This is a genomic window from Nocardia sp. NPDC050713, assembly GCF_040654315.1.
Classification (GTDB): domain Bacteria; phylum Actinomycetota; class Actinomycetes; order Mycobacteriales; family Mycobacteriaceae; genus Nocardia.
Genome location: NZ_JBFAHS010000025.1, coordinates 1 through 18,498 on the forward strand (window position 1 = coordinate 1; position 18,498 = coordinate 18,498).

Consider the following 18,498-nt stretch of genomic DNA (forward strand, 5'->3'; position numbering starts at 1 on the left):
TCCGGCTTCGCCGGCATCGACAACCCGCTGTTCTACGCCGACACCACCTCGATGCTGTTCGGCGACGCCAAGAAGTCCGTCGGTGCCGTCACCGAGGAACTGAAGGCGCTGTAAGGCACCAGGTAGGCGGCCCTCGTTCCACTGGAGCGGGGGCCGCTTCGCGTTTAATTCGGTGGACGTCGCCGGTCCGACACGCCGATCATGGTCGGAATGTTGGAACGCAAGGAACCACTTCGGTTGGTCGGGCCCGAGCCGGGGCCGGCCGATCCGGCCGAGAGCCTACGGTGGTCCGTCGCACTGGATTCGTACTACTCGCCGCGCGATGTGCTCGACGTGCTCGCGCTGACCCCTTTCGTCCAAGGCGAACAGGGTCGCTACCGCAAGAAGCAGCTCGAACGCGTGCGCGCCGACGCGCCGCTGCGCCCGCCGGGTTCGCGGATCGCCCGCGCCATCGAGGAGGACAACAGCCGCTCGATCCTGGTGGTCGGCGACGGCTGGACGCTGCGCGCGGACCGCTGGGCCGACCGTTCCGCCGTCGTCGAGGTCACCGCCGTCACCGATGAGCTGGCCAACGATGTTCTGGCCGAGGCGATCCGCGACGCCGAGGAGCCGTCCGAGGTGGTGGACGGCATCGAGATGGGGTTCTGGTACCTGCACAACCAGCAGGGACCGCGGCGGCGTCAACACGACATCGAGACACCGGTCTGGTCGGACATCCGCCGCAATTATCCTGACTCGGCCGCGGCCGCACTGGATCGTTTGATGGCGCTGTCGCCCACCGATATTCGCGGTCGGCTCCTGTTGCTGCACGGGCCGCCGGGCACCGGAAAGACCACGGCGCTGCGCGCGCTGGCCAGGGCGTGGCAGCCGTGGTGCCAGGTCGACTGCGTGCTGGATCCGGACATGTTGTTCAGTCAGCCCGGCTACCTCATGTCGGCCGCCACCGAGGTCGACGAAGAGCGCCGCCGCTGGCGCCTGCTGGTGCTGGAGGACTGCGACGAGCTCATCCGTGCCGAAGCGAAAGCCTCGGCGGGCCAGGGGCTCTCGCGCCTGCTGAACCTGACCGACGGGATGCTCGGGCAAGGGCGCGATGTGCTCGTCGCCATCACCACCAACGAGGACCTGTCCCGCCTGCACCCCGCCGTCACGCGTCCCGGCCGCTGCCTCGCCCAACTCGAGATCGGCCGCCTCTCCGCGACCGAAGCGCGGCGCTGGCTCGGCGACCACCCGGCCCCGATCCCCGACGACGGTTTCTCCCTCGCCGAACTCATCGCCCTCCAAGGCGGCGTGCCCAGTCTCGATACAACCGCACCCGAACCGGAGTCGGGGATGTACCTGTAGGCGCTGCGAGCGCGGGGTTTCGCCAGCGTCGTCCGCGATCGACCAAGCCGGAAGCCGAACACCGGTACCGTCGAACTGGTGCCAGCCAAAACGGTCGACGGTCGAACACGCACGGCGCGCGGCGCGGTGTTCACCGTATTCGGTGCGAACGGTGCCCTGCTGGCGATGTGGGTCGTGCACATCCCGGTCATCACCGATCGGACGGGCGTCTCGCATTCGACGCTGGGCATGTTCATCCTGCTCATGGCGGGCGCGGGGATCGTCGGCATGCGCATCGCGGGCCCGCTCGCGGACCGGTTCGGCAGCAGGAGGCTGGTGGGCGTGGCCGCGCTCGTCGCGTCGACAGCCGTGCTCGGTCCCGGCTTCGCGACCGGCCCGGTGTCGCTGGCGGTGGCGCTGGCCTGTTTCGGCTTCGGCAACGGCGCACTCGACGTCTCGATGAACGCCCAAGCGGTGCAGGTCGAGCGGGCCTACGGGCGGCCGATCATGTCGGCATTCCACGCCCTGTTCTCCGGCGGCGGCCTGCTGGGTTCCCTGCTCGGCGCCGCCGCGTTGCGCGCGGGCTGGGACGTGCGCGTCACTCTCGTCCTGGCCTCGGCGAGTTGTGTCGCGCTGGTCGTCGCGAGCGTGCCGCGTCTACTGGCCGATCCGGCCGCGCCCCAGCGGCCCGAACCACCCAGCTCGGAAGTCATCGGCCCCGCGCATACTGAGGACGCCGCCGACGTGCCGGAACCCGGACACCGACGAAAGGTGTTGGCGCTGGCCGCTATCGCTTTCGCAGTGCTGCTCGCCGAAGGCGTCGCCGCCGACTGGAGCACGTTGCAGATGCGCGACCACCTCGGCGTCGACGAAGCCACCGCCGCGCTGGCGTTCGGCGCGTTCTCGGTGACCATGACCGCGGGTCGCTTCGCCGCCGACCGCGTCAGCGGCGCGTTCGGGCGGGTCGCCGTGGTCCGCTACGGAACCCTGCTCGCCGCCCTCGGCCTCGGTGTCATCATGCTGTCCGCTTGGACACCGCTGACCCTTGTCGGCTGGGCGCTCTGCGGCCTCGGCCTCTCCGGCAGCGTCCCCCAGATCTTCACCGCCGCAGGCAATCTCGGAACCAGCACCGCCGCCACCGACATGGCTCGCGTCTTCGGCCTCGGTTACTTCGGCCTGCTCGCGGGGCCTGCCGTCATCGGTTGGCTCACCGAACTGGTTCCCCTCACCGCGGCCATGCTCGTGCCCCTCGTCGCGGTGCTGCTCTGCTGCTGGAAGGCGGGCGTCGTCGCCCCGGCCCCCTCCGCGCCCGACCTCAGCGCCAAGGCCACGGACGACGCCCACTGATAGCTCGGTTCGCCAGTGGACCCGCGCTGGGAGTGGGCGGGTCCCGCAGCACCCACCCACGGGGCCGGTTCGGGACATCGTCGGCCCGGGCTGGTCCGGTTGCGTGGGGCGCTCCGTTGAGCTCCACGTCCGCGGGTGGGTACATTTCGCTTCCGACAATTTCAACAGGCTGGTGGCATCCGCTATTCCGCGCCGAACCAGCGGACCGCATCAACTGGACTCAGTCGAGTCGACAATGACTCCTGCTCCAATCCTTTTGTCCCTGACGCTCTTCGAGCCGCGAACCCTCGGATCACCGCACCGGAACCTCCGCCCCCGCCCATGCCCCGGCGGCCGCCGTCTCCGCGACGAAGTCGCCGAAATCCTTGGCCTCCCGCCCGAGCGCCCGCCGCACACCATCCGTGACCGCCGAGTTCCGTCCGTCGAGAAGCGTGCCGAACAGGTAGTCGAGCAGGCTGACCTCGTCCGCCGGAACCTGGTATTCCGTCAGCCCCGCGACGAATTCCGTGCGGGTGAGGGGGATGAACTGGATGTCGCGGCCGGTGGCCTCGGCGATCTCGGCGGTCGCCTCGGCGAAGGACAACGCCCGCGGCCCGGTGAGTTCGTAGACTTCGCCGTCGTGCCCCGGCTCGGTCAGCGCGGCGACCGCCACGTCGGCGATGTCGTCGGCGTGTACGAACGGTTCCGGTACGTCGCCGTTGGGCAGCGCGACCGTTCCGGACGGGATGTAGTCCGCGAACGCGCCTTCGCTGAAGTTCTGGGCGAAGAAGGCGCAGCGCACCACGGTCCACTCGAGCCCGGATTCGCGCACGATCCGCTCGCACTCCAGCGCCTCGGGTTCGCCACGCCCGGACAGCAGCACCAACTTGCCCACACCGGCCGTCTTCGCGGCCGCGGCGAACGCCCGGATGACGTCCGGCGCTCCCGGCGCGGCGAGATCGGGCTGGTAGGCCAGGTAGGCGGCGTCCACATCGGCGAGCGCCGGTCCCCAGGTGGCGCGGTCGGTCCAGTCGAACGGAATCTCCGCGGAACGGGACCCGATACGGACTTCGTGGCCACCCGCCAGGAGCCGGGACACCACCCGGGAACCGGTCTTTCCGGTGCCGCCGGTGACGAGGATGCGGAGCTGTCGGCTGTCGTTGCTGTTCATGATTCGAGTACACCGTCTCGAGCCGAGACGAAACATAGTTCAGCCGCTCGCGACCATGCGCGTGCGTCTACTGTTGGAGACGTGGATGCGCTCGCCAGTCTGCTCGAAGGCCCACGCGCGAGGGGCGCGTTCCTGATGTGTTCGCTGCTGGATCCGCCGTGGTCGTTGCGCATCCAGGACGAAGCGCCGCTCACCGTGCTCTCGATGATCCGCGGCACCGCCTGGATCGTCCCGGACGGCACCTCGAATTCGCCTCGGGCGAGCAAGGTTTCGGCCAAGAGCGAGCCGCGCCAACTGCTCGCGGGCGACGTCGCCATCTTCCGCGGCCCGCATCCCTACACCGTCGCCGACGATCCAGCGACGCCACCGCAGATCATCATCCATCCGGGCCAGATCACGAAGACGCCCGACGGTGAGATCCTCTGCGAGACATTGAGTCTCGGCGTGCGTCAGTGGGGCACCGACCCGGAGGGCGCGACCATGATGGTCACCGGCACCTACGAGTCCGCGGGCGCGGCGAGCCAGCGGCTGCTGCGCGCCCTGCCCCCGATCGCGGTGCTGTCGCACGGCGATTTCGACAGCCGCCTGCTCGACATCCTCGCCGACGAGGCGACCAAGGACCAGCCCGCCCAAGGCGCGGTGCTGGACCGCCTTCTCGACATGGTACTGATCGCCGCGCTGCGCGCCTGGTTCGCCCGCAACGACGCACCCGCCTGGTACCACGCCTACAGCGATCCGCTGGTCGGCAAGGCCCTGCGCTTGCTCCAGCACAATCCCGCGCACGGCTGGACCGTCGCGAGCCTGGCCGAGACGGTCGGCGTCTCGCGCGCCGCGCTGGCTCGGCGGTTCACCGACCTGGTCGGCGAGCCGCCGATGGCCTTCCTCACCGAATGGCGCCTCGCGCTGGCCGCCGATCTGCTCCAGGAGTCGGATGCCACCATCGAGGCCATCGCGCGCCAGGTCGGCTACGGTTCGGCCTTCGCGCTGAGCGCCGCCTTCAAACGCCACTTCGGGGTGAGTCCGCGCGACCACCGGCAGGGCGCCGCCCACGCTGAGCTATCGTCGGCCGGGTGACGCAGCAGTATCCCGTGCTCTGGCCGATGCCGACCCGGTGGGCGGACAACGACCACTACGGCCACGTGAACAACGTGACGTACTACTCGTACTTCGACACCGCGGTGAACGCCTGGTTGATGCACGCGACGGGCACCGACATCAGGGAGCTGCCCGCGCTCGGCGTGGTCGCGCAGACCTCCTGCCAGTACCTCGGCTCGATCAGCTTCCCCGACCAGCTGCAGGTCGGCCTGCGGATATCCCGGCTCGGCCGCTCCAGCATCACCTACGACCTGGCGATCTTCCGCGACGCCGACGGTTCGCTCGAGCTCGCGGCCACGGGCGTCTTCGTGCACGTCTACGTGGACGCCGAGACCCGCAAGCCGGTCGAGATCCCGGAGGTCGTCCGTACTGCCGCGGCCGAACTCGTCACCGACTGACGGTTCCCTCGAAGAGCTCGAGCCGCGGCAGCGCGCGGCTATCCGCGCAGCGCGCTCTGGAACCGGCGCATGCCCGCCAGCCAGCGGTCGTAGTCGGCGCCCTTGCGGCGGTACATCTCCAGCACCTCCGGGTGGGGGAGGATCAGGAACTGCTCGGCCTCGACGCCCGCCAAGACCACATCGGCGACCTCTTCGGGCGAGAGCACCGCGCCCGCCGACGTGACCGCCTTGATCGCCATCGCGGCGGCCGCCTCGTCGCCGGGGATCAGATCGCCGTGCAGCAGCTTGGTGTCGACGCCCATCGGGCACACGCAGCTGACTCGAATCCCGTTGTCCCCGTAGGTGATCGAAAGCCATTCGGCGAAACCGACCGCGGCGTGTTTGGTGACCGAGTACGGCGCCGAGCCGATCTGGGTCAACAGCCCCGCGGCCGACGCCGTGACGACGAAATATCCCTCGCCGCGCGCCACCCAACCGGGGACGAGCAGCCGAGCGGCGCGCACGTGCGCCAGCACGTTCACCTCCAGCGCGGCCGACCACTGCTCGTCGGTGCTCTCCAGTCCGGGACCGCCGCCGATGCCCGCGTTGGCGAAATAGAAGTCCACCGGCCCGAATTCGGCCTCGGCGCGATCGATCAGTGATTGGACGACCTGCTCGTCGGAGACGTCGCCGCCCACCGATACCGCCTGGGCGCCAATGGATTTCGCTACCGCAGCAGCCGACTCGCCGTCCAGGTCGGCGACCACGACGCGCGCTCCGCGCTCGGCCAGCCGCCGCGCCAGCGCCGCACCGATACCCGCTCCCGCCCCCGTGACGATCGCGACCTTGCCCGAAATCTCCATACCCGCACAGTAGCGGGCACGGCGATCAGCTCGACCCGGCCAGCCGATCCAGCAACGGCGCGGTCCGCGGCCCCACCAGCTCCCGCATGACCAGCGCCATGTTGGTCCGCTCCACCCCGGGAATCTTGAGGATCTGACCGGCGATTCGATACAGGTCGTCGGCGTCCTGGGCGACGACGCGGACGGTGAGGTCGGTGAGTCCGGTCATGCCGCACACCTCGGTGACCTCCGGGACCTCGGCGAGTTCGTCCACCACCGAGTCCAATTGGTGCTGATCGACGACCACCGCGACGAACGCGGCGAGTGGATAGCCCAGCGCTCGCGGCCGCACCCGCCGTTCGAAACTGCCGAGCACCCCGCTGGCCTCCCAGCGAGACAGCCGCGCCTGCACGGTGTTGCGGGACAGGCCGAGCCGGTTCGCCAGCTCCACGCCGGTCGCCCTCGGGTTGGCGACCAGCTCCAGCAGCAGGCGCGCATCGGTGGCGTCCAACGTGGCGTCGACGGGTTCCTTACTGGACATACAACGCAGTATGACACCACCGTGGCCCACCGATTTGAGCATTCTGCCCATTGGTCTACCGGTCACTTGCGCAGACCGCTTTCTCGTGGATGCTGTGAGGTAGGACACATCGTGCTCGGCGCAGGATGAGGAGGCGAGCGGTCATGGCGGACAAGCCCACATACCCGGTGCAGTTGATCCAGCCCGACGGCCGCCGCGTTCTCGATCGTCAGCACGCGGCGCTCGTCGCCGATATCGGCCCGGATCACCTGCGCGCGCTGTACGAGGACATGGTGGTGAGTCGCCGCATCGACGTCGAGGCGACCGCGTTGCAGCGCCAAGGCCAGCTGGGACTGTGGCCGCCGTTGTTCGGCCAAGAAGCCGCGCAGGTCGGTTCGGCGCGCGCCCTCCACGCCGACGACTATGTGTTCTGCAGCTACCGCGAAGCCGCCGTCGCCTATTGCCGCGGCGTCTCGCCCACCGAGCTCACCCGGCTGTGGCGCGGCGCGGCGCACTCCTGCTGGGACCCCGGCGCGGTGAACATGACCAACCCGAACATCGTGGTCGGCTCGCAGGGCCTGCACGCCACCGGATACGCCTACGCCGCGAACCTGGACGGCGCCGAGATCGCCACCATCGCCTACTTCGGTGACGGCGCGACGAGCCAGGGCGACATCGCCGAGGCGCTCGGTTTCGCCGCGAGCTGGAGCGCGCCGGTGGTGTTCTTCTGCCAGAACAACCACTGGGCGATCAGCGCTCCCGTGCGGATCCAGAGCGCGACGCCGATCGCCCGCCGCGCCTACGGCTACGGCATGCCCGGCGTTCAGGTCGACGGCAACGACGTGCTCGCCGTGCTCGCGGTGACCAGGCAGGCCGTGGCGCGGGCGCGTTCGGGCGGCGGGCCGTCCTTCATCGAGGCGCTCACCTACCGGATGGGTCCGCACACCACCGCCGACGACCCCACCCGGTACCGCGCAGCGGCCGAGACCGAGGAGTGGAAGCGCCGCGATCCGATCGACCGGGTGCGCAGGCTCCTGGAGCGGGAGGGGCAGTTCGACGAGGACTGGGCGCGGCAGGTCACCGCCCACTCCGACGACGTCGCGCGACAGCTGCGCGCCGCGACCATCGAGATGCCGGATCCGGCGCCGATGGAGCTGTTCGACCACGTCTACGCGACACCACACTCGCTGCTCGACGAACAGCGGCGGGAGTACGCGGAGTACCTGACCGGCGATCCCGGTGCGTCCTCCGCGCGACCGGAAGGAGTCCGACCATGATCACCACCTTCGCCAACGCGCTGAACACCGGGCTGCGCCGGGCGCTGGAGGACGATCCCAAGGTCGTGCTCATGGGCGAGGACATCGGCAAGCTCGGCGGCGTCTTCCGGGTGACCGACACCTTGCAGAAGGACTTCGGCAACAACCGCGTCGTCGACACCCCGCTGGCCGAATCCGGCATCGTCGGAACGGCTTTCGGCATGGCGCTGCGCGGGTTCCGGCCGGTCTGCGAGATCCAGTTCGACGGGTTCGTCTATCCGGCGTTCGACCAGATCGTCTCCCAGGTGGCCAAGATCCACTACCGGACCAAAGGAAAGGTGATCGCGCCCATCACGATTCGCATACCGTTCGGCGGTGGCATCGGTTCGGTGGAACACCACTCCGAATCGCCGGAGGCCTACTTCGCGCACACCGCGGGGCTGCGGGTGGTGACGCCGAGCAATCCGTCCGACGCGTATCACCTTGTGCGCCAAGCGATCGCGCTGGACGATCCGGTCATCTTCTTCGAGCCGAAGCGCCGCTACTGGGACAAGGCCGACGTCGACTTCGACGCACCGCCGGAGCTGGCGATGGATCGGGCCCGGGTCTGTCGCACCGGCGAGGACGCCACTCTCGTCGCCTACGGCGGCACCGTCGCGACCGCGCTCACGGCGGCCAGAATCGCCGCGGAGGAAGGACATTCGCTCGAGGTCATCGATCTGCGCAGCCTCGCGCCGATCGATTTCGACACCATCGAGGAATCGGTGGACAAGACCGGCAGGCTGGTCATCGTGCACGAGGCTCCCGTCTTCGGTGGGCTCGGCGCCGAGATCGCGGCACGGATCACCGAACGCTGCTTCTATCACCTGGAGTCGCCGGTGTTGCGCGTCGGCGGGTTCGACATCCCCTACCCCCCGGCTAAGCTCGAGAAGCACCACCTGCCCGACGCCGATCGCATCCTCGCCGCGGTCGACCGTTCGCTCGCCGCCTGACCGCCGACCCGATCCGAGAGGCGCCCCGTGGAAGACGACGGCCACGTTCTGGAATTCCGGCTCCCGGATCTCGGGGAGGGTCTTTCCGAGGCCGAAGTGGTGTCCTGGTCGGTGGCCGTCGGCGACAGTGTCGAGCTGAATCAGACGATCGCGGAGGTCGAGACCGCCAAGGCCGTGGTGGCGCTGCCCTCGCCGTTCGCGGGACGGGTCGAGGAGTTGCTCGCCGAGCCGGGGGAGACGGTCGAGGTGGGCGCGCCGCTGATCCGGGTGCGGGTCGAGTCGCCGCCTTCCGCCGCCCGGGAGTCCGCCGCGATCCGAGCCCCGCTTCCGCCGTCTCCCGGCACTGACGCGACACAAGCGCCGGTCCCGCCGTCCTCCGAGGCCGACGCGACCGAGGCCGTCCCGTCGTCGCCGGACACCGCCGCCGGCAACGGCCGCACCTCGGTGCTCGTCGGTTACGGACCGGAAGGCGAAGCCGAGTCGCGGCGGCGCAGGCCCGCGCCGGAAGGACGCGCCGCGGCAACGCCCGCCGCGCGCAAACTGGCCAAGGAACTCGGCATCGATCTGTGGTTCGTCGCGGGCTCCGGCCCGAACGGAGCGGTGACGGTCGACGACGTGCGCGGCGCCGTGCCCGTCTCGCAACCCCGAATCGCCGCGCCCAGAACCGATATCGCGCCCGTGAACCGCCCCGCGCAGCCGGTGACCGAGCCGAACGCCGGCGTGATCCGCCCCGCGGTGCGCGAGGAGCGTGCGCCGATCACCGGCATCCGCAAGCGCACCGCGGCGGCCATGGTGGTGAGCGCGCGGACGATTCCGCAGGCCAGCGCCTTCGTCACGATCGACTGCACCGCGTCGATGGAACTGCTCGACCACCTGCGCACCACCAAATCCTTCGCGGGACTGACGCTCACGCCGCTGGCGCTGGTCGCCAAGGCAACGCTGGCCGCCATCGCGGACTTCCCCGGCGTCAACGCGTACTGGGACGAGGCGAATCAGCAGATCGTCACCAAGCACTACGTGAATCTCGGCATCGCGGTGGCCACCGACCGCGGCCTGCTGGTGCCCAATCTCAAAGAGGCACAATCGCTCAGCCTGCGCGACCTGTGCCGCGAGATCGGCTGGCTGGCCGAGACCGCGCGCTCCGGCTCGGCGACTCCGGCCGACCTGCGCGGCGGCACCTTCACCATCACGAACGTCGGCGTCTTCGGCGTCGACGCCGGGGTGCCGCTGGTCAATCCCGGCGAGGCCGCGATCCTGTGCCTCGGTTCGATCCGCAAGCGGCCCTGGGTGTTCCGCGACGAACTCGCCGTCCGCTGGGTGACCACGCTCGGCGTCAGCTTCGACCACCGCATGATCGACGGTGAACTGGCCGCGCGCTTCCTCGCGACCACCGCCGGACTGCTGGAAGACCCACTCACCCTGCTCAGCCGGATGTAGCGCGCGCAGGGCTGGCGAGCGCCTGCGGTGTTCCGCTGACGGTCGCCTCCGGCGCGGCTCGCGTATCCAGCACCCGCCGCACGATCAACCCGGCGAGCAACGCCCAGAACGCGGCCCCGATGCCGAGGAATCCGACACCGGACGCGGCGATGACGAAGGTGATCACCCCCGCTTCCCGGTGCTGTTCGGAGCGCAGAGCACCCGCCAGCGCCGCCGCCAGGGTCGCCAGCAGCGCCAGCCCGGCCACCGTTTCCAACGTCCCCTCCGGCGCGGCGGCCACCAGGGTGACCAGCGCCGCGGAGCCGAGCGCGAGCAGCAGGTAGGCGACCCCCGCGGTGCAGGCCGCGATCCACCGGCGCTTCGGGTCCGGATGCGCGGCGGGCGCGGCGGACAGGGCGGCGCTGATCGCGGCCAGATTGATGGCGTGGCCGCCCGCCGGTGCGCCGAGAATGGTGCCGATACCGGTGACTGTCATCGCCGCGCGCCACGGCACCCGGTAGTCGAACGACCGCATCACCGCCGTGCCCGGAATGTTCTGCGAGGCCATGGTGACGATGTAGAGCGGGATGGCGATGCCGATCATCGCTTGCCAATTCCACTGCGGCAGAGCGAGTTCCACTGTCGGCGCCATAGCCGTGAGATCGAGTTCGCGATGCTCGACAACGATGCTCACCCCGGCGCCGATGGCGGCGACGACGAACGCGGCGATCACCGCCCAGCGCTTGGCGAAACGTTGGAGCGCCAGCCACACCGCGATCACCGGAACCACCACCGCCGGGCTGGTCGCCACCGCCTCCACCGGCGCGAGGCACATCGGCAACAGCACGCCCGCCAGCATGGCCTGCGCGATCTCGACCGGAATCGCCGCGACCAGATTCCCAAGCCGCTGCCACAGGCCGGTGATCACGATCAGGACCCCGGTGAGCGCGAAAGCCCCGAGCGCGGCCCGCCAGCCCCCCGCGATCGTGCCCGCCCCCGCGAGCAGCGCGGCGCCGGGCGTCGACCAGGCCAGCGTGATCGGCATCCGGTAGCGGTAGCTGAGCAGGATGATCCCGATGCCCTGGGTGACGCACAGCGCGAGGAGTCCGGACGCGGCTTGGGCCGCGGTGGCGCCGACCGCCGTCAACCCGCTCAGCACCACCGCGAACGAACTGGTGAACCCGACGAGCGCCGTCACCGCGCCCGCCCCGAGCGGTTGTGCCAGCCCGGCGGGCGTGGAAATCGTGGCCATTGTTCGGATGATGCCGCTGGTCGGACGGCGTGTCACCGGCCAGTGCCGGGAAACTGGACCGACTTCCTACCGATGGGTATATCGCGCGAGCACGCACATCCGCGGCGCGCGGTGCGCAGGCGTACCTCAGCATTCGCTCCGAACATGCGCCGCTATCGACGACGTCGTCGTGCGGTGTCGATTAAGGTGAGACGGTCGGCGCGCGAGAGAAACTGGACGAGGAGCTGGGTTGAGCGCGGTACTGATCTCTGCGGGGGACCTTCGGGAAACATTGGCGGACAAGCGGGTTCGCTTGCTCGATGTGCGATGGGCACTGGGCGACCCGGACGGGCCGCAGCACTATCTGGAGGGCCACATTCCCGGCGCGGTCTTCGTCGACATGGAGACCGAGCTGGCCGCACCGCCCTCACCCGCGCGCGGACGGCATCCGCTTCCCGACATCGCGCAGCTGGAGAAGTGCGCGCGCAGCTGGGGCATCCGCACCGGCGATCCGGTGGTCGTCTACGACGCGACCGGCGGCATGGCCGCGGCACGGGCTTGGTGGCTGCTGCGCTGGGCGGGCATCGCCGACGTGCGCATTCTCGACGGCGGCCTGCCCGCCTGGACGAACGCGGGCGGCGAACTCGCCGCGGGCGCCGAACCCGATCCGGAACCCGGCGACGTCGAACTGCGGCCCGGCCAGCTGCCGGTGGTCGACGCCGACGCCGTCGCGAAGTGGAAGGGCGTGCTGCTCGACGCCCGCGCGGGCGAGCGGTACCGCGGCGAGATCGAGCCGGTCGACCCGAAAGCCGGACACATCCCCGGCGCGGTGAGCGCGCCGACCGCCGAGAACCTGGCCGCCGACGGACGTTTCCGCGCCGCGGCCGAATTGCGCGAGCGCTTCGCGGGTTTCGGCTCCGGCCCGGTCGCGGTGTACTGCGGTTCCGGCGTCACCGCCGCCCACCAGGTCGCCGCGCTCGCGGTCGCGGGCGTCGAGGCCGCGCTGTACCCGGGCTCCTGGTCGCAGTGGTCGAACGATCCCAAACGTCCGGTCGCCACGGGCGCGCAGTAGTCGGTCGGCGAGTGCGAGACGCCTACGACGAGGTAGCGCGGCCGCCGCGGCAACGGGCGGCATCCTGCTGGAACGAAGGCGCCCGGTCCGTCGATAGCACCTCTGGTCGACGGACCGGCGTCATGGACACGTGCGTGCGATGTCGTGCAGCGTGGCGTTGTCGGCCGCGGTCAGCGGCAGTTCGTAGCGCACCGCGACAGTGAGGTAGCGGCCCGCGTAGAAACAGTGGTTCGCGCGCGACGGCGGCAGCCATTCCGCGGGCGTGCTGTCGCCTTTGGCCTGGTTGACGCCCGCCGCGGTGGCCAGCAGATTCGTCTCGACGTCGTTGGCGAACCGCACGCGGCGCTGCGGCGGCCAAGCGAACGCGCCCATGTCCCAGGCGGCCGCGAGCGGGTAGACGTGGTCGATCTGCACGGCGCGGGCATCGGCCTTGCGGAACGCGCTCCGTTCACCGGTGTATGGGTCGTCGAGAGTGCCGGACACGACGACACAGTCCCGGGTGCCCGCGCGGAAACGCACGTCGCTGAGCTGGGCGGCGAGCACGTTGTTGCGGGTGTCGCAGCCGTCGTGCCCGCCGGGGCCGTCGTAGTCGTCGCTCCAGGACGGCCCGAAGACGCAAGCCTGTCCATTCCCGCAGCCGCGCTCGTACCCGCCGGGCCGCGGCCGCTCGGCGACCACCCGCACCTCGGCGAGCAGCTCTTCGAGTTGGGCTCGGCTCGGACTACCCGGCGCGGGGGCCACCGGTCCGGCAGGCCACCCGCCGCAGCCGACAAGCAGCAGCGCCGCGAGAAGCGGCACGAGCAAACGACCACGGATGCGCACGGCGCCAGTTGTACTCGGGGGCACCGACATCCGAGGGCTTCGCCGGGACGGCGCCGATCAGCGGCGAGGTTTGCTCACAACCAGGCGCGCGCGAGCAGGTCGTCATCGGCGACCTCGCTGGCCCGCGGCGGGTATCGGGTGGCCGCGATGGACTCGTGGTGCGCGCCGTCGTGCCCGATCAACCACGAGCCGCCGCGCTCCTCGCACTCGGCGATCTTGGCGAAAGTGGTGAGCAGGAACGTGATCGCCTGATGCGGGTCCGGGGTGTGCGCGAGGTGCTGTGATTCCCCGGGGCGTGACAGGTCCAGCCACACACCGCACTCGCCGTCGAGACGCATCCCGACGATCTTGGCGGCGTTGACGAAGGTGTACTTGCGTCGTTCCCAATGCGTAGTCGGCGTGAAGCTCTGCTCGAGTACCTGGAGCAGAATCGTCATGCTGCTGCCCTCCGCTCGTTGACGCCCAGCTGTGGTTCTCAGTCGTGACCAGCGAATATCCCAGTATGTGCCGAAAACGGCGCCAGCGGTAGCAGCACATCCCGGCGTGGCTCGGGGACGCGTCGACGGACACCCGGTACCACTGGACCCGGGCTGTCTCCGCTGGTCGCGGCATGCTCTCGGTACCGTCCATAGTGCCCCTGAACCGCGAACTTCGCATGGACGCACCTGCGGAACACCGCGCGCACCCCGCGGCGAAGTGTCGGACTCACCTGATTTGATGGGCGGATGCTGCACGGACTGTGGTCGCCAGGGGCCGGTCTGCTGCTGTGGACCGACGACGGGGTGCCGGACGCGCTGCCCGACCCGTTGGGCGCCGTTCTGCGCGCGTCGCGGTTCCGGCACCGGGCCGAGGTTCTCGTGTTCGCGTCCGGTTCGGCCGAGCCCGCCACGGTGCGCGCGCACGCGCTCGCGCCCGAGGCCGCCGCCGCGGCGTTGCGCCAGCCGCTGCCCGCTTCGGCCGTCGCGGGTGATCTGCGCTTTCTCGCTCATGTCGCGCACGGTGTCGAACGCTGGGTGCGGGCCGGGCGGGTCGTCCCGGAACTGCGCAGGGACGACGGCCAATGGTGGGTGCGCTGGCGACTGGTCGGCGGCGCGGCCCAGCGCGCCTGGCTGGCCGAGCTCGCGGTGGCCGCACCGGCAGCGCTGCACGTGGCCGGACGCCCCGCCGCGATGCTGGAAGACTCGTCGGCGAACTGACCGACCCGATCGCCAGGCGGCTGCTGGACGGCCCGCCGCCGTCGCACCCGCTGCTCGCCGCGCTGGTCGGCGACAGTCCGCTCGACAGCGGCAGCCATCAGCTCGCCGAGGTGCTGGAGCGCTGGCGGGCCAGTCTCACCGTGGACGAGCCGGAACTGGTGCTTCGGCTGCTCGAGCCGGACGGCGAGCTGGGCGTCGCCGACGAGTCGGTCGCGCTGTGGCGGCTCGAGGTCTGCCTGCGCACCGAGGGGGAGGCGCCCTCGCCGATCCCGCTGCACGGCGACCCGAGCCTGATCCGCACCGCGATCGACAAGCTGGGCGAGGCGCAGCGCGCCTATCCGCGCCTGCGCGATCTGCCGACCGATCCGCGCACGATGGATCTGCTGCTGCCCACCGAGGTGGTCGCCGATCTCGTCGCGCACGGCGCGCACGCGTTGCAGGCGGCGGGCGTCCGGTTGCTGCTGCCGCGCGCGTGGAGCATCTCCGCGCCGTCGATGCGGTTGCGCGTGGAGAGCGCGGTCCCGGCGGCGGAGAGCACCGTCGGTATGCGCGGATTGGTCCGTTACCGTTGGGAATTGGCGCTCGGCGACACCGTGCTGACCACGGCCGAGATGGAGCGCCTGGTTCGCGCGAAATCCGATCTCGTCCAGTTGCGCGGCGAGTGGGTGCAGGCAGATCACAAGGTGCTCGCCGCCGCGGCTCGTTACGTCGCCGCGCACAGCGACGATTCGCCGATCACCTTCGCCGACATGATCGGCGAACTGGCGGGCGGGCGCGTCGAGCAGGTGCCGATCACCGAGGTCACCGCCACGGGGTGGGCGGCCGATCTGCTCGATCGGCAGCACGACGCCGAGCCGGTGCCCGCCCCGAGCGGTCTGAAGGCGCAGCTGCGTCCCTACCAGCTGCGCGGGCTGTCCTGGCTGGTCACCATGAGCCGAATGGGCTGCGGGGCGATCCTCGCCGACGACATGGGCCTCGGCAAGACGATCCAGGTGCTCGCGCTGCTGGTGCACGAGCGGGAACAGTCCGACAACCCTGGCCCGACGCTGCTGGTGTGCCCGATGTCGGTGGTCGGCAACTGGCAGCGCGAGGCCGAGCGGTTCGCACCCGACCTGCGCGTGCTGGTCCACCACGGCGCGGGTCGGCGGGGCGGCGCGGACCTGGACGCGGCGATCGCCGAAGCGGACCTGGTGCTCACCACCTACTCGCTGCTCGCCAGGGATGTCGAGGCGCTTGGCAGACAGGACTGGGAGCGCGTCGTGCTCGACGAGGCCCAGCACATCAAGAACGCCGCGACCCGCCAGGCCCGCGCGGCCCGCTCGTTGCAAGCGCGACATCGCTTGGCGCTCACCGGAACTCCCGTCGAGAACCGGCTCGAGGAGCTGCGTTCGCTGCTGGATTTCGCGATGCCGAAGCTGCTCGGCAGCGCGCAGACGTTCCGCGCGCGGTTCGCGGTGCCGATCGAGCGGGAGAACGATCAGAACGCGATCTCGCGGCTGCGCTTCGTCACCCAGCCGTTCGTGCTGCGCCGGGTGAAGACCGATCCGTCCGTCATCAGCGACCTGCCGGAAAAGCTGGAGATGACGGTGCGGGCCAACTTGACCGTCGAACAGGCCGCGCTGTACCAGGCGGTGGTCGACGACATGATGGACAAGATCAAAAACGCGAAAGGCATGGCGCGCAAGGGCGCTGTGCTCGGCGCGCTGACCCGCCTCAAGCAGGTGTGCAACCACCCCGCGCACTTCCTCGGCGACGGCTCCGGCGTGCTGGCGCGCGGCAAACACCGTTCCGGCAAGCTGGCGTTGGTAGAGGACGTGGTGGACGCGGTGCTCGCCGATGGTGAGAAGGCATTGCTTTTCACCCAGTTTCGCGAGTTCGGCGAGCTCGTCGCTCCGTTCCTCGCCGAGCGCTTCGGCGCCCCGATCCCGTTCCTGCACGGCGGTGTGCCCAAACGCCGCCGCGACGCCATGGTGACCGGGTTCCAGGCCGAGGACGGTCCGCCGCTGATGTTGTTGTCGCTCAAGGCCGGTGGCACCGGACTGAACCTGACGGCCGCGAATCACGTAGTGCACCTGGACCGTTGGTGGAATCCCGCGGTGGAGAACCAGGCGACTGACCGTGCCTTCCGCATCGGCCAGCGGCGCGCGGTGCAGGTGCGCAAGCTCGTCTGCGTCGACACCATCGAGGAGCGGATCGACGAGATGATCAACGGCAAGCGCAGGCTCGCCGACCTGGCCGTCGGCGCGGGGGAGAACTGGATCACCGAGCTGAGCACCGACGAACTGCGTGACCTGTTCACCCTCGGCGCCGAGGCGGTGGGCGAATGAGCTTCGAGGACTACAGCAAGTACGGCAAGCGGCTACCGGTCGAGGGCGGCGTGACGGCGCGCAGCAGGCGCGGCGTATTCGGGCGCACCTGGTGGGGCAAGGCGCTGATCGACGCGGTCGAGGCGATGGCCGAGCCCGGCAGGCTGGCCCGAGGGCGCAGTTACGCGCGCTCGGGACAGGTGGTGAGTTATCGGATCGAACCGGGCGCGGTGGTCGCGGAGGTGCAGGGCAGTCAGCCGCGCCCGTTCACCGCGGCGTTCCGCGTCCGCGCGCTGCGCGAGGACGAACTCGAGCTGCTGATCGAGACGATCCGCAGATCACCGGGCATGCTGGCCGAGATAGCGTCGGGCGCGCTGCCCTCCGGACTCGGCCCGCTGCTGTTGCCGACCACCGCGGCCGAGCTGGACTTCGACTGCACCTGCCCGGACCCCGGCTGGCCGTGCAAACACGTCGCGGCCGTCTGCTACCTGCTCGCCGAGCGCCTCGACGAGCGGCCCCGCGAGATCCTCACGCTGCGCGGACTGGACCTCGACACGCTGATTCGCGGTATCGAGCGCGATCCGCGACCGGTCGCCACGGAGGATCTGTACGGCGACGAGGCGCTGCTTCCCGACCTGCCGAAGGTCGAATTCCGTTCCGCGATGGACGATCTCGATCCCGTACTGCTGCGCAAGGCGCTGCGCATGAGCTCGGAGGACGAGGCGCGCGCCGCCACCGGGTTGCGCGAACTCGGTGCGTTGTATGCGCTGCTGCGGCGCTGAGATCGCCGCGGCGATCCGCTGCCGCGCGGCCAGCACCCGGCATCGAGGTCGGGCCCTGCGTCTCCGGACTTCGTCGGGCGGATCCCGTCCGTGCGCTGGGTGCCGGTTTCTCGGTACCGGGTGCCACTTCCAAGTCTGCTCTCGCGGGACGGGCGAGGTAATGCCTGAGCGCTGTTCATTCACTGCCCATGTGCCGAACCTGCGCTGCCAGGACCTTCCAGAGTCGCGCGGCCGACCCGACCTGCGGCGCTACCTCTCTGACCTGCGCTGATGCGCTGACTTGGGCGGCCCGCCCACCAGCACGACCACGTAGCAGAGCGCGGACAGCCCGGCGAACGCGACCACGGTCTCGGGGAAGTACAGGCAGGAGATCCAGAACGTGCCGCCCGCCGTGACCGCGCAGATCCAGTTGAACAGCGACCAGCGTGCGATCAGCTCGGGAGCCGCCCGCACCGCGACGGCCGCGAGCAGCGGGAAGAGCATTCCGAACAGCCCCAAGGCCACGCTGTAGCCGGTATTGAGCCCGAACACCGTTACTTCCCTGCCGCCTTCGAACAGTGCGGTCGTGGTGTTCCTGCCCAGCTCGTTGATCACTTCCTCGCCCGCGACATCGGCCCCGTTGAAGACGTGCAGTGCGAGCAAGTGGCCGAAGCCGATCAGGCCGAGGAACACGCCGCCCGCGTAGTGGGCCGGTAAAGGCCATCGGGCGACGATGGGGTTGGGCTGGATGGTGGACGTCATCGCGGTCATCGCGACCTCCGAGAGTTGACATAC

17 protein-coding genes and 1 pseudogene are annotated in these 18,498 nt (G+C 70.2%); 11 read left to right on the forward strand and 7 right to left on the reverse strand.

What is annotated here, in order from left to right:
* From AB0H49_RS32365 to AB0H49_RS32375, 3 genes are all read left to right on the forward strand, one after another.
* Positions 1–114, forward strand: a 114-nt coding sequence (locus tag AB0H49_RS32365; RefSeq protein WP_357253831.1) for an NAD(P)(+) transhydrogenase (Re/Si-specific) subunit beta, incomplete at its 5' end; no start/stop codon positions are given.
* A gap of 96 nt (positions 115–210) precedes the next feature.
* Positions 211–1,341 carry a DUF5925 domain-containing protein gene (locus tag AB0H49_RS32370; protein WP_357256610.1) on the forward strand — a complete coding sequence of 377 codons (1,131 nt, stop codon included), beginning with the start codon at positions 211–213 and terminating at the stop codon, positions 1,339–1,341.
* Positions 1,342–1,344: 3 nt separating this feature from the next.
* The gene (locus tag AB0H49_RS32375; protein ID WP_357256675.1) at positions 1,345–2,667 is read left to right on the forward strand and encodes an MFS transporter; all 1,323 of its coding nucleotides are present in this window, start codon (positions 1,345–1,347) and stop codon (positions 2,665–2,667) included.
* A 292-nt stretch (positions 2,668–2,959) separates the two neighbouring features.
* On the opposite strand, the gene AB0H49_RS32380 is transcribed toward AB0H49_RS32375, so the two are convergent.
* A complete protein-coding gene (locus AB0H49_RS32380; protein WP_357256612.1) occupies positions 2,960–3,817 on the reverse strand; it encodes an NAD(P)H-binding protein in 858 nt (285 codons plus the stop codon).
* Positions 3,818–3,898: 81 nt separating this feature from the next.
* Between AB0H49_RS32380 and AB0H49_RS32385 the strand changes: the two genes are divergently transcribed.
* Positions 3,899–4,891: an AraC family transcriptional regulator gene (locus AB0H49_RS32385; protein ID WP_357256614.1), complete on the forward strand. Its 993-nt coding sequence runs from the start codon at positions 3,899–3,901 to the stop codon at positions 4,889–4,891.
* 26 nt (positions 4,892–4,917) lie between these two features.
* Positions 4,918–5,310: a thioesterase family protein gene (locus tag AB0H49_RS32390; protein ID WP_355000522.1), complete on the forward strand. Its 393-nt coding sequence runs from the start codon at positions 4,918–4,920 to the stop codon at positions 5,308–5,310.
* A gap of 38 nt (positions 5,311–5,348) precedes the next feature.
* Here AB0H49_RS32390 and AB0H49_RS32395 read toward each other — a convergent pair whose 3' ends face one another.
* Complete coding sequence (locus AB0H49_RS32395; RefSeq protein ID WP_357256616.1) at positions 5,349–6,152, reverse strand: SDR family oxidoreductase; 804 nt, start codon at positions 6,150–6,152, stop codon at positions 5,349–5,351.
* Positions 6,153–6,177: 25 nt separating this feature from the next.
* A complete protein-coding gene (locus AB0H49_RS32400; RefSeq protein ID WP_354999926.1) occupies positions 6,178–6,672 on the reverse strand; it encodes an Lrp/AsnC family transcriptional regulator in 495 nt (164 codons plus the stop codon).
* Positions 6,673–6,815: 143 nt separating this feature from the next.
* Here AB0H49_RS32400 and pdhA point away from each other — a divergent pair, with 143 nt between their 5' ends.
* From pdhA to AB0H49_RS32415, 3 genes are read left to right on the forward strand one after another with little or no spacing between them, the layout of a single operon-like run.
* Positions 6,816–7,928: a pyruvate dehydrogenase (acetyl-transferring) E1 component subunit alpha gene (gene pdhA, locus AB0H49_RS32405; RefSeq protein WP_357256619.1), complete on the forward strand. Its 1,113-nt coding sequence runs from the start codon at positions 6,816–6,818 to the stop codon at positions 7,926–7,928.
* Positions 7,925–8,899: an alpha-ketoacid dehydrogenase subunit beta gene (locus AB0H49_RS32410; RefSeq protein ID WP_354999924.1), complete on the forward strand. Its 975-nt coding sequence runs from the start codon at positions 7,925–7,927 to the stop codon at positions 8,897–8,899. Before pdhA ends, AB0H49_RS32410 begins: the two co-directional genes overlap by 4 nt.
* Before the next feature lie 27 nt (positions 8,900–8,926).
* Entirely contained in the window at positions 8,927–10,336 is a 1,410-nt protein-coding gene (locus AB0H49_RS32415; protein ID WP_357256621.1) for a dihydrolipoamide acetyltransferase family protein, read from the forward strand.
* Here AB0H49_RS32415 and AB0H49_RS32420 read toward each other — a convergent pair.
* Positions 10,323–11,567 (reverse strand): benzoate/H(+) symporter BenE family transporter, encoded by a 1,245-nt coding sequence (locus AB0H49_RS32420; protein ID WP_357256623.1) that lies wholly within the window; start codon positions 11,565–11,567, stop codon positions 10,323–10,325. The genes AB0H49_RS32415 and AB0H49_RS32420 overlap by 14 nt on opposite strands.
* Positions 11,568–11,808: 241 nt before the next feature.
* Here AB0H49_RS32420 and AB0H49_RS32425 point away from each other — a divergent pair, with 241 nt between their 5' ends.
* The gene (locus AB0H49_RS32425; protein WP_357256677.1) at positions 11,809–12,618 is read left to right on the forward strand and encodes a sulfurtransferase; all 810 of its coding nucleotides are present in this window, start codon (positions 11,809–11,811) and stop codon (positions 12,616–12,618) included.
* Between the two features lie 120 nt (positions 12,619–12,738).
* Here the strand turns inward: AB0H49_RS32425 and AB0H49_RS32430 are convergent, their stop codons facing one another.
* Complete coding sequence (locus AB0H49_RS32430) at positions 12,739–13,398, reverse strand: HNH endonuclease family protein (RefSeq protein ID WP_357256679.1); 660 nt, start codon at positions 13,396–13,398, stop codon at positions 12,739–12,741.
* A gap of 116 nt (positions 13,399–13,514) precedes the next feature.
* Entirely contained in the window at positions 13,515–13,877 is a 363-nt protein-coding gene (locus AB0H49_RS32435) for a hypothetical protein (protein WP_354999920.1), read from the reverse strand.
* A gap of 288 nt (positions 13,878–14,165) precedes the next feature.
* On the opposite strand from AB0H49_RS32435, the pseudogene AB0H49_RS32440 reads away from it, so the two are divergent.
* Positions 14,166–16,963, forward strand: a pseudogene (locus AB0H49_RS32440) (DEAD/DEAH box helicase).
* Positions 16,960–17,724 (forward strand): SWIM zinc finger family protein, encoded by a 765-nt coding sequence (locus AB0H49_RS32445; RefSeq protein ID WP_357256625.1) that lies wholly within the window; start codon positions 16,960–16,962, stop codon positions 17,722–17,724. The pseudogene AB0H49_RS32440 and the gene AB0H49_RS32445 overlap by 4 nt, the downstream one beginning before the upstream one ends.
* Before the next feature lie 249 nt (positions 17,725–17,973).
* Here AB0H49_RS32445 and AB0H49_RS32450 read toward each other — a convergent pair whose 3' ends face one another.
* Entirely contained in the window at positions 17,974–18,474 is a 501-nt protein-coding gene (locus AB0H49_RS32450) for a hypothetical protein (RefSeq protein ID WP_354999917.1), read from the reverse strand.
* Positions 18,475–18,498: the final 24 nt, after the last annotated feature.

Bases quoted from the DNA above. Each gene is read 5' to 3' on its own strand.
- AB0H49_RS32370 (WP_357256610.1), top strand. From the start codon at position 211: ATGTTGGAACGCAAGGAACCACTTCGGTTGGTCGGGCCCGAGCCGGGG.
- AB0H49_RS32380 (WP_357256612.1), bottom strand. From the start codon at position 3,817: ATGAACAGCAACGACAGCCGACAGCTCCGCATCCTCGTCACCGGCGGC.
- AB0H49_RS32390 (WP_355000522.1), top strand. From the start codon at position 4,918: ATGCCGACCCGGTGGGCGGACAACGACCACTACGGCCACGTGAACAAC.
- AB0H49_RS32395 (WP_357256616.1), bottom strand. From the start codon at position 6,152: ATGGAGATTTCGGGCAAGGTCGCGATCGTCACGGGGGCGGGAGCGGGT.
- AB0H49_RS32400 (WP_354999926.1), bottom strand. From the start codon at position 6,672: ATGTCCAGTAAGGAACCCGTCGACGCCACGTTGGACGCCACCGATGCG.
- pdhA (WP_357256619.1), top strand. From the start codon at position 6,816: ATGGCGGACAAGCCCACATACCCGGTGCAGTTGATCCAGCCCGACGGC.
- AB0H49_RS32410 (WP_354999924.1), top strand. From the start codon at position 7,925: ATGATCACCACCTTCGCCAACGCGCTGAACACCGGGCTGCGCCGGGCG.
- AB0H49_RS32420 (WP_357256623.1), bottom strand. From the start codon at position 11,567: ATGGCCACGATTTCCACGCCCGCCGGGCTGGCACAACCGCTCGGGGCG.
- AB0H49_RS32435 (WP_354999920.1), bottom strand. From the start codon at position 13,877: ATGACGATTCTGCTCCAGGTACTCGAGCAGAGCTTCACGCCGACTACG.
- AB0H49_RS32445 (WP_357256625.1), top strand. From the start codon at position 16,960: ATGAGCTTCGAGGACTACAGCAAGTACGGCAAGCGGCTACCGGTCGAG.
- AB0H49_RS32450 (WP_354999917.1), bottom strand. From the start codon at position 18,474: ATGACCGCGATGACGTCCACCATCCAGCCCAACCCCATCGTCGCCCGA.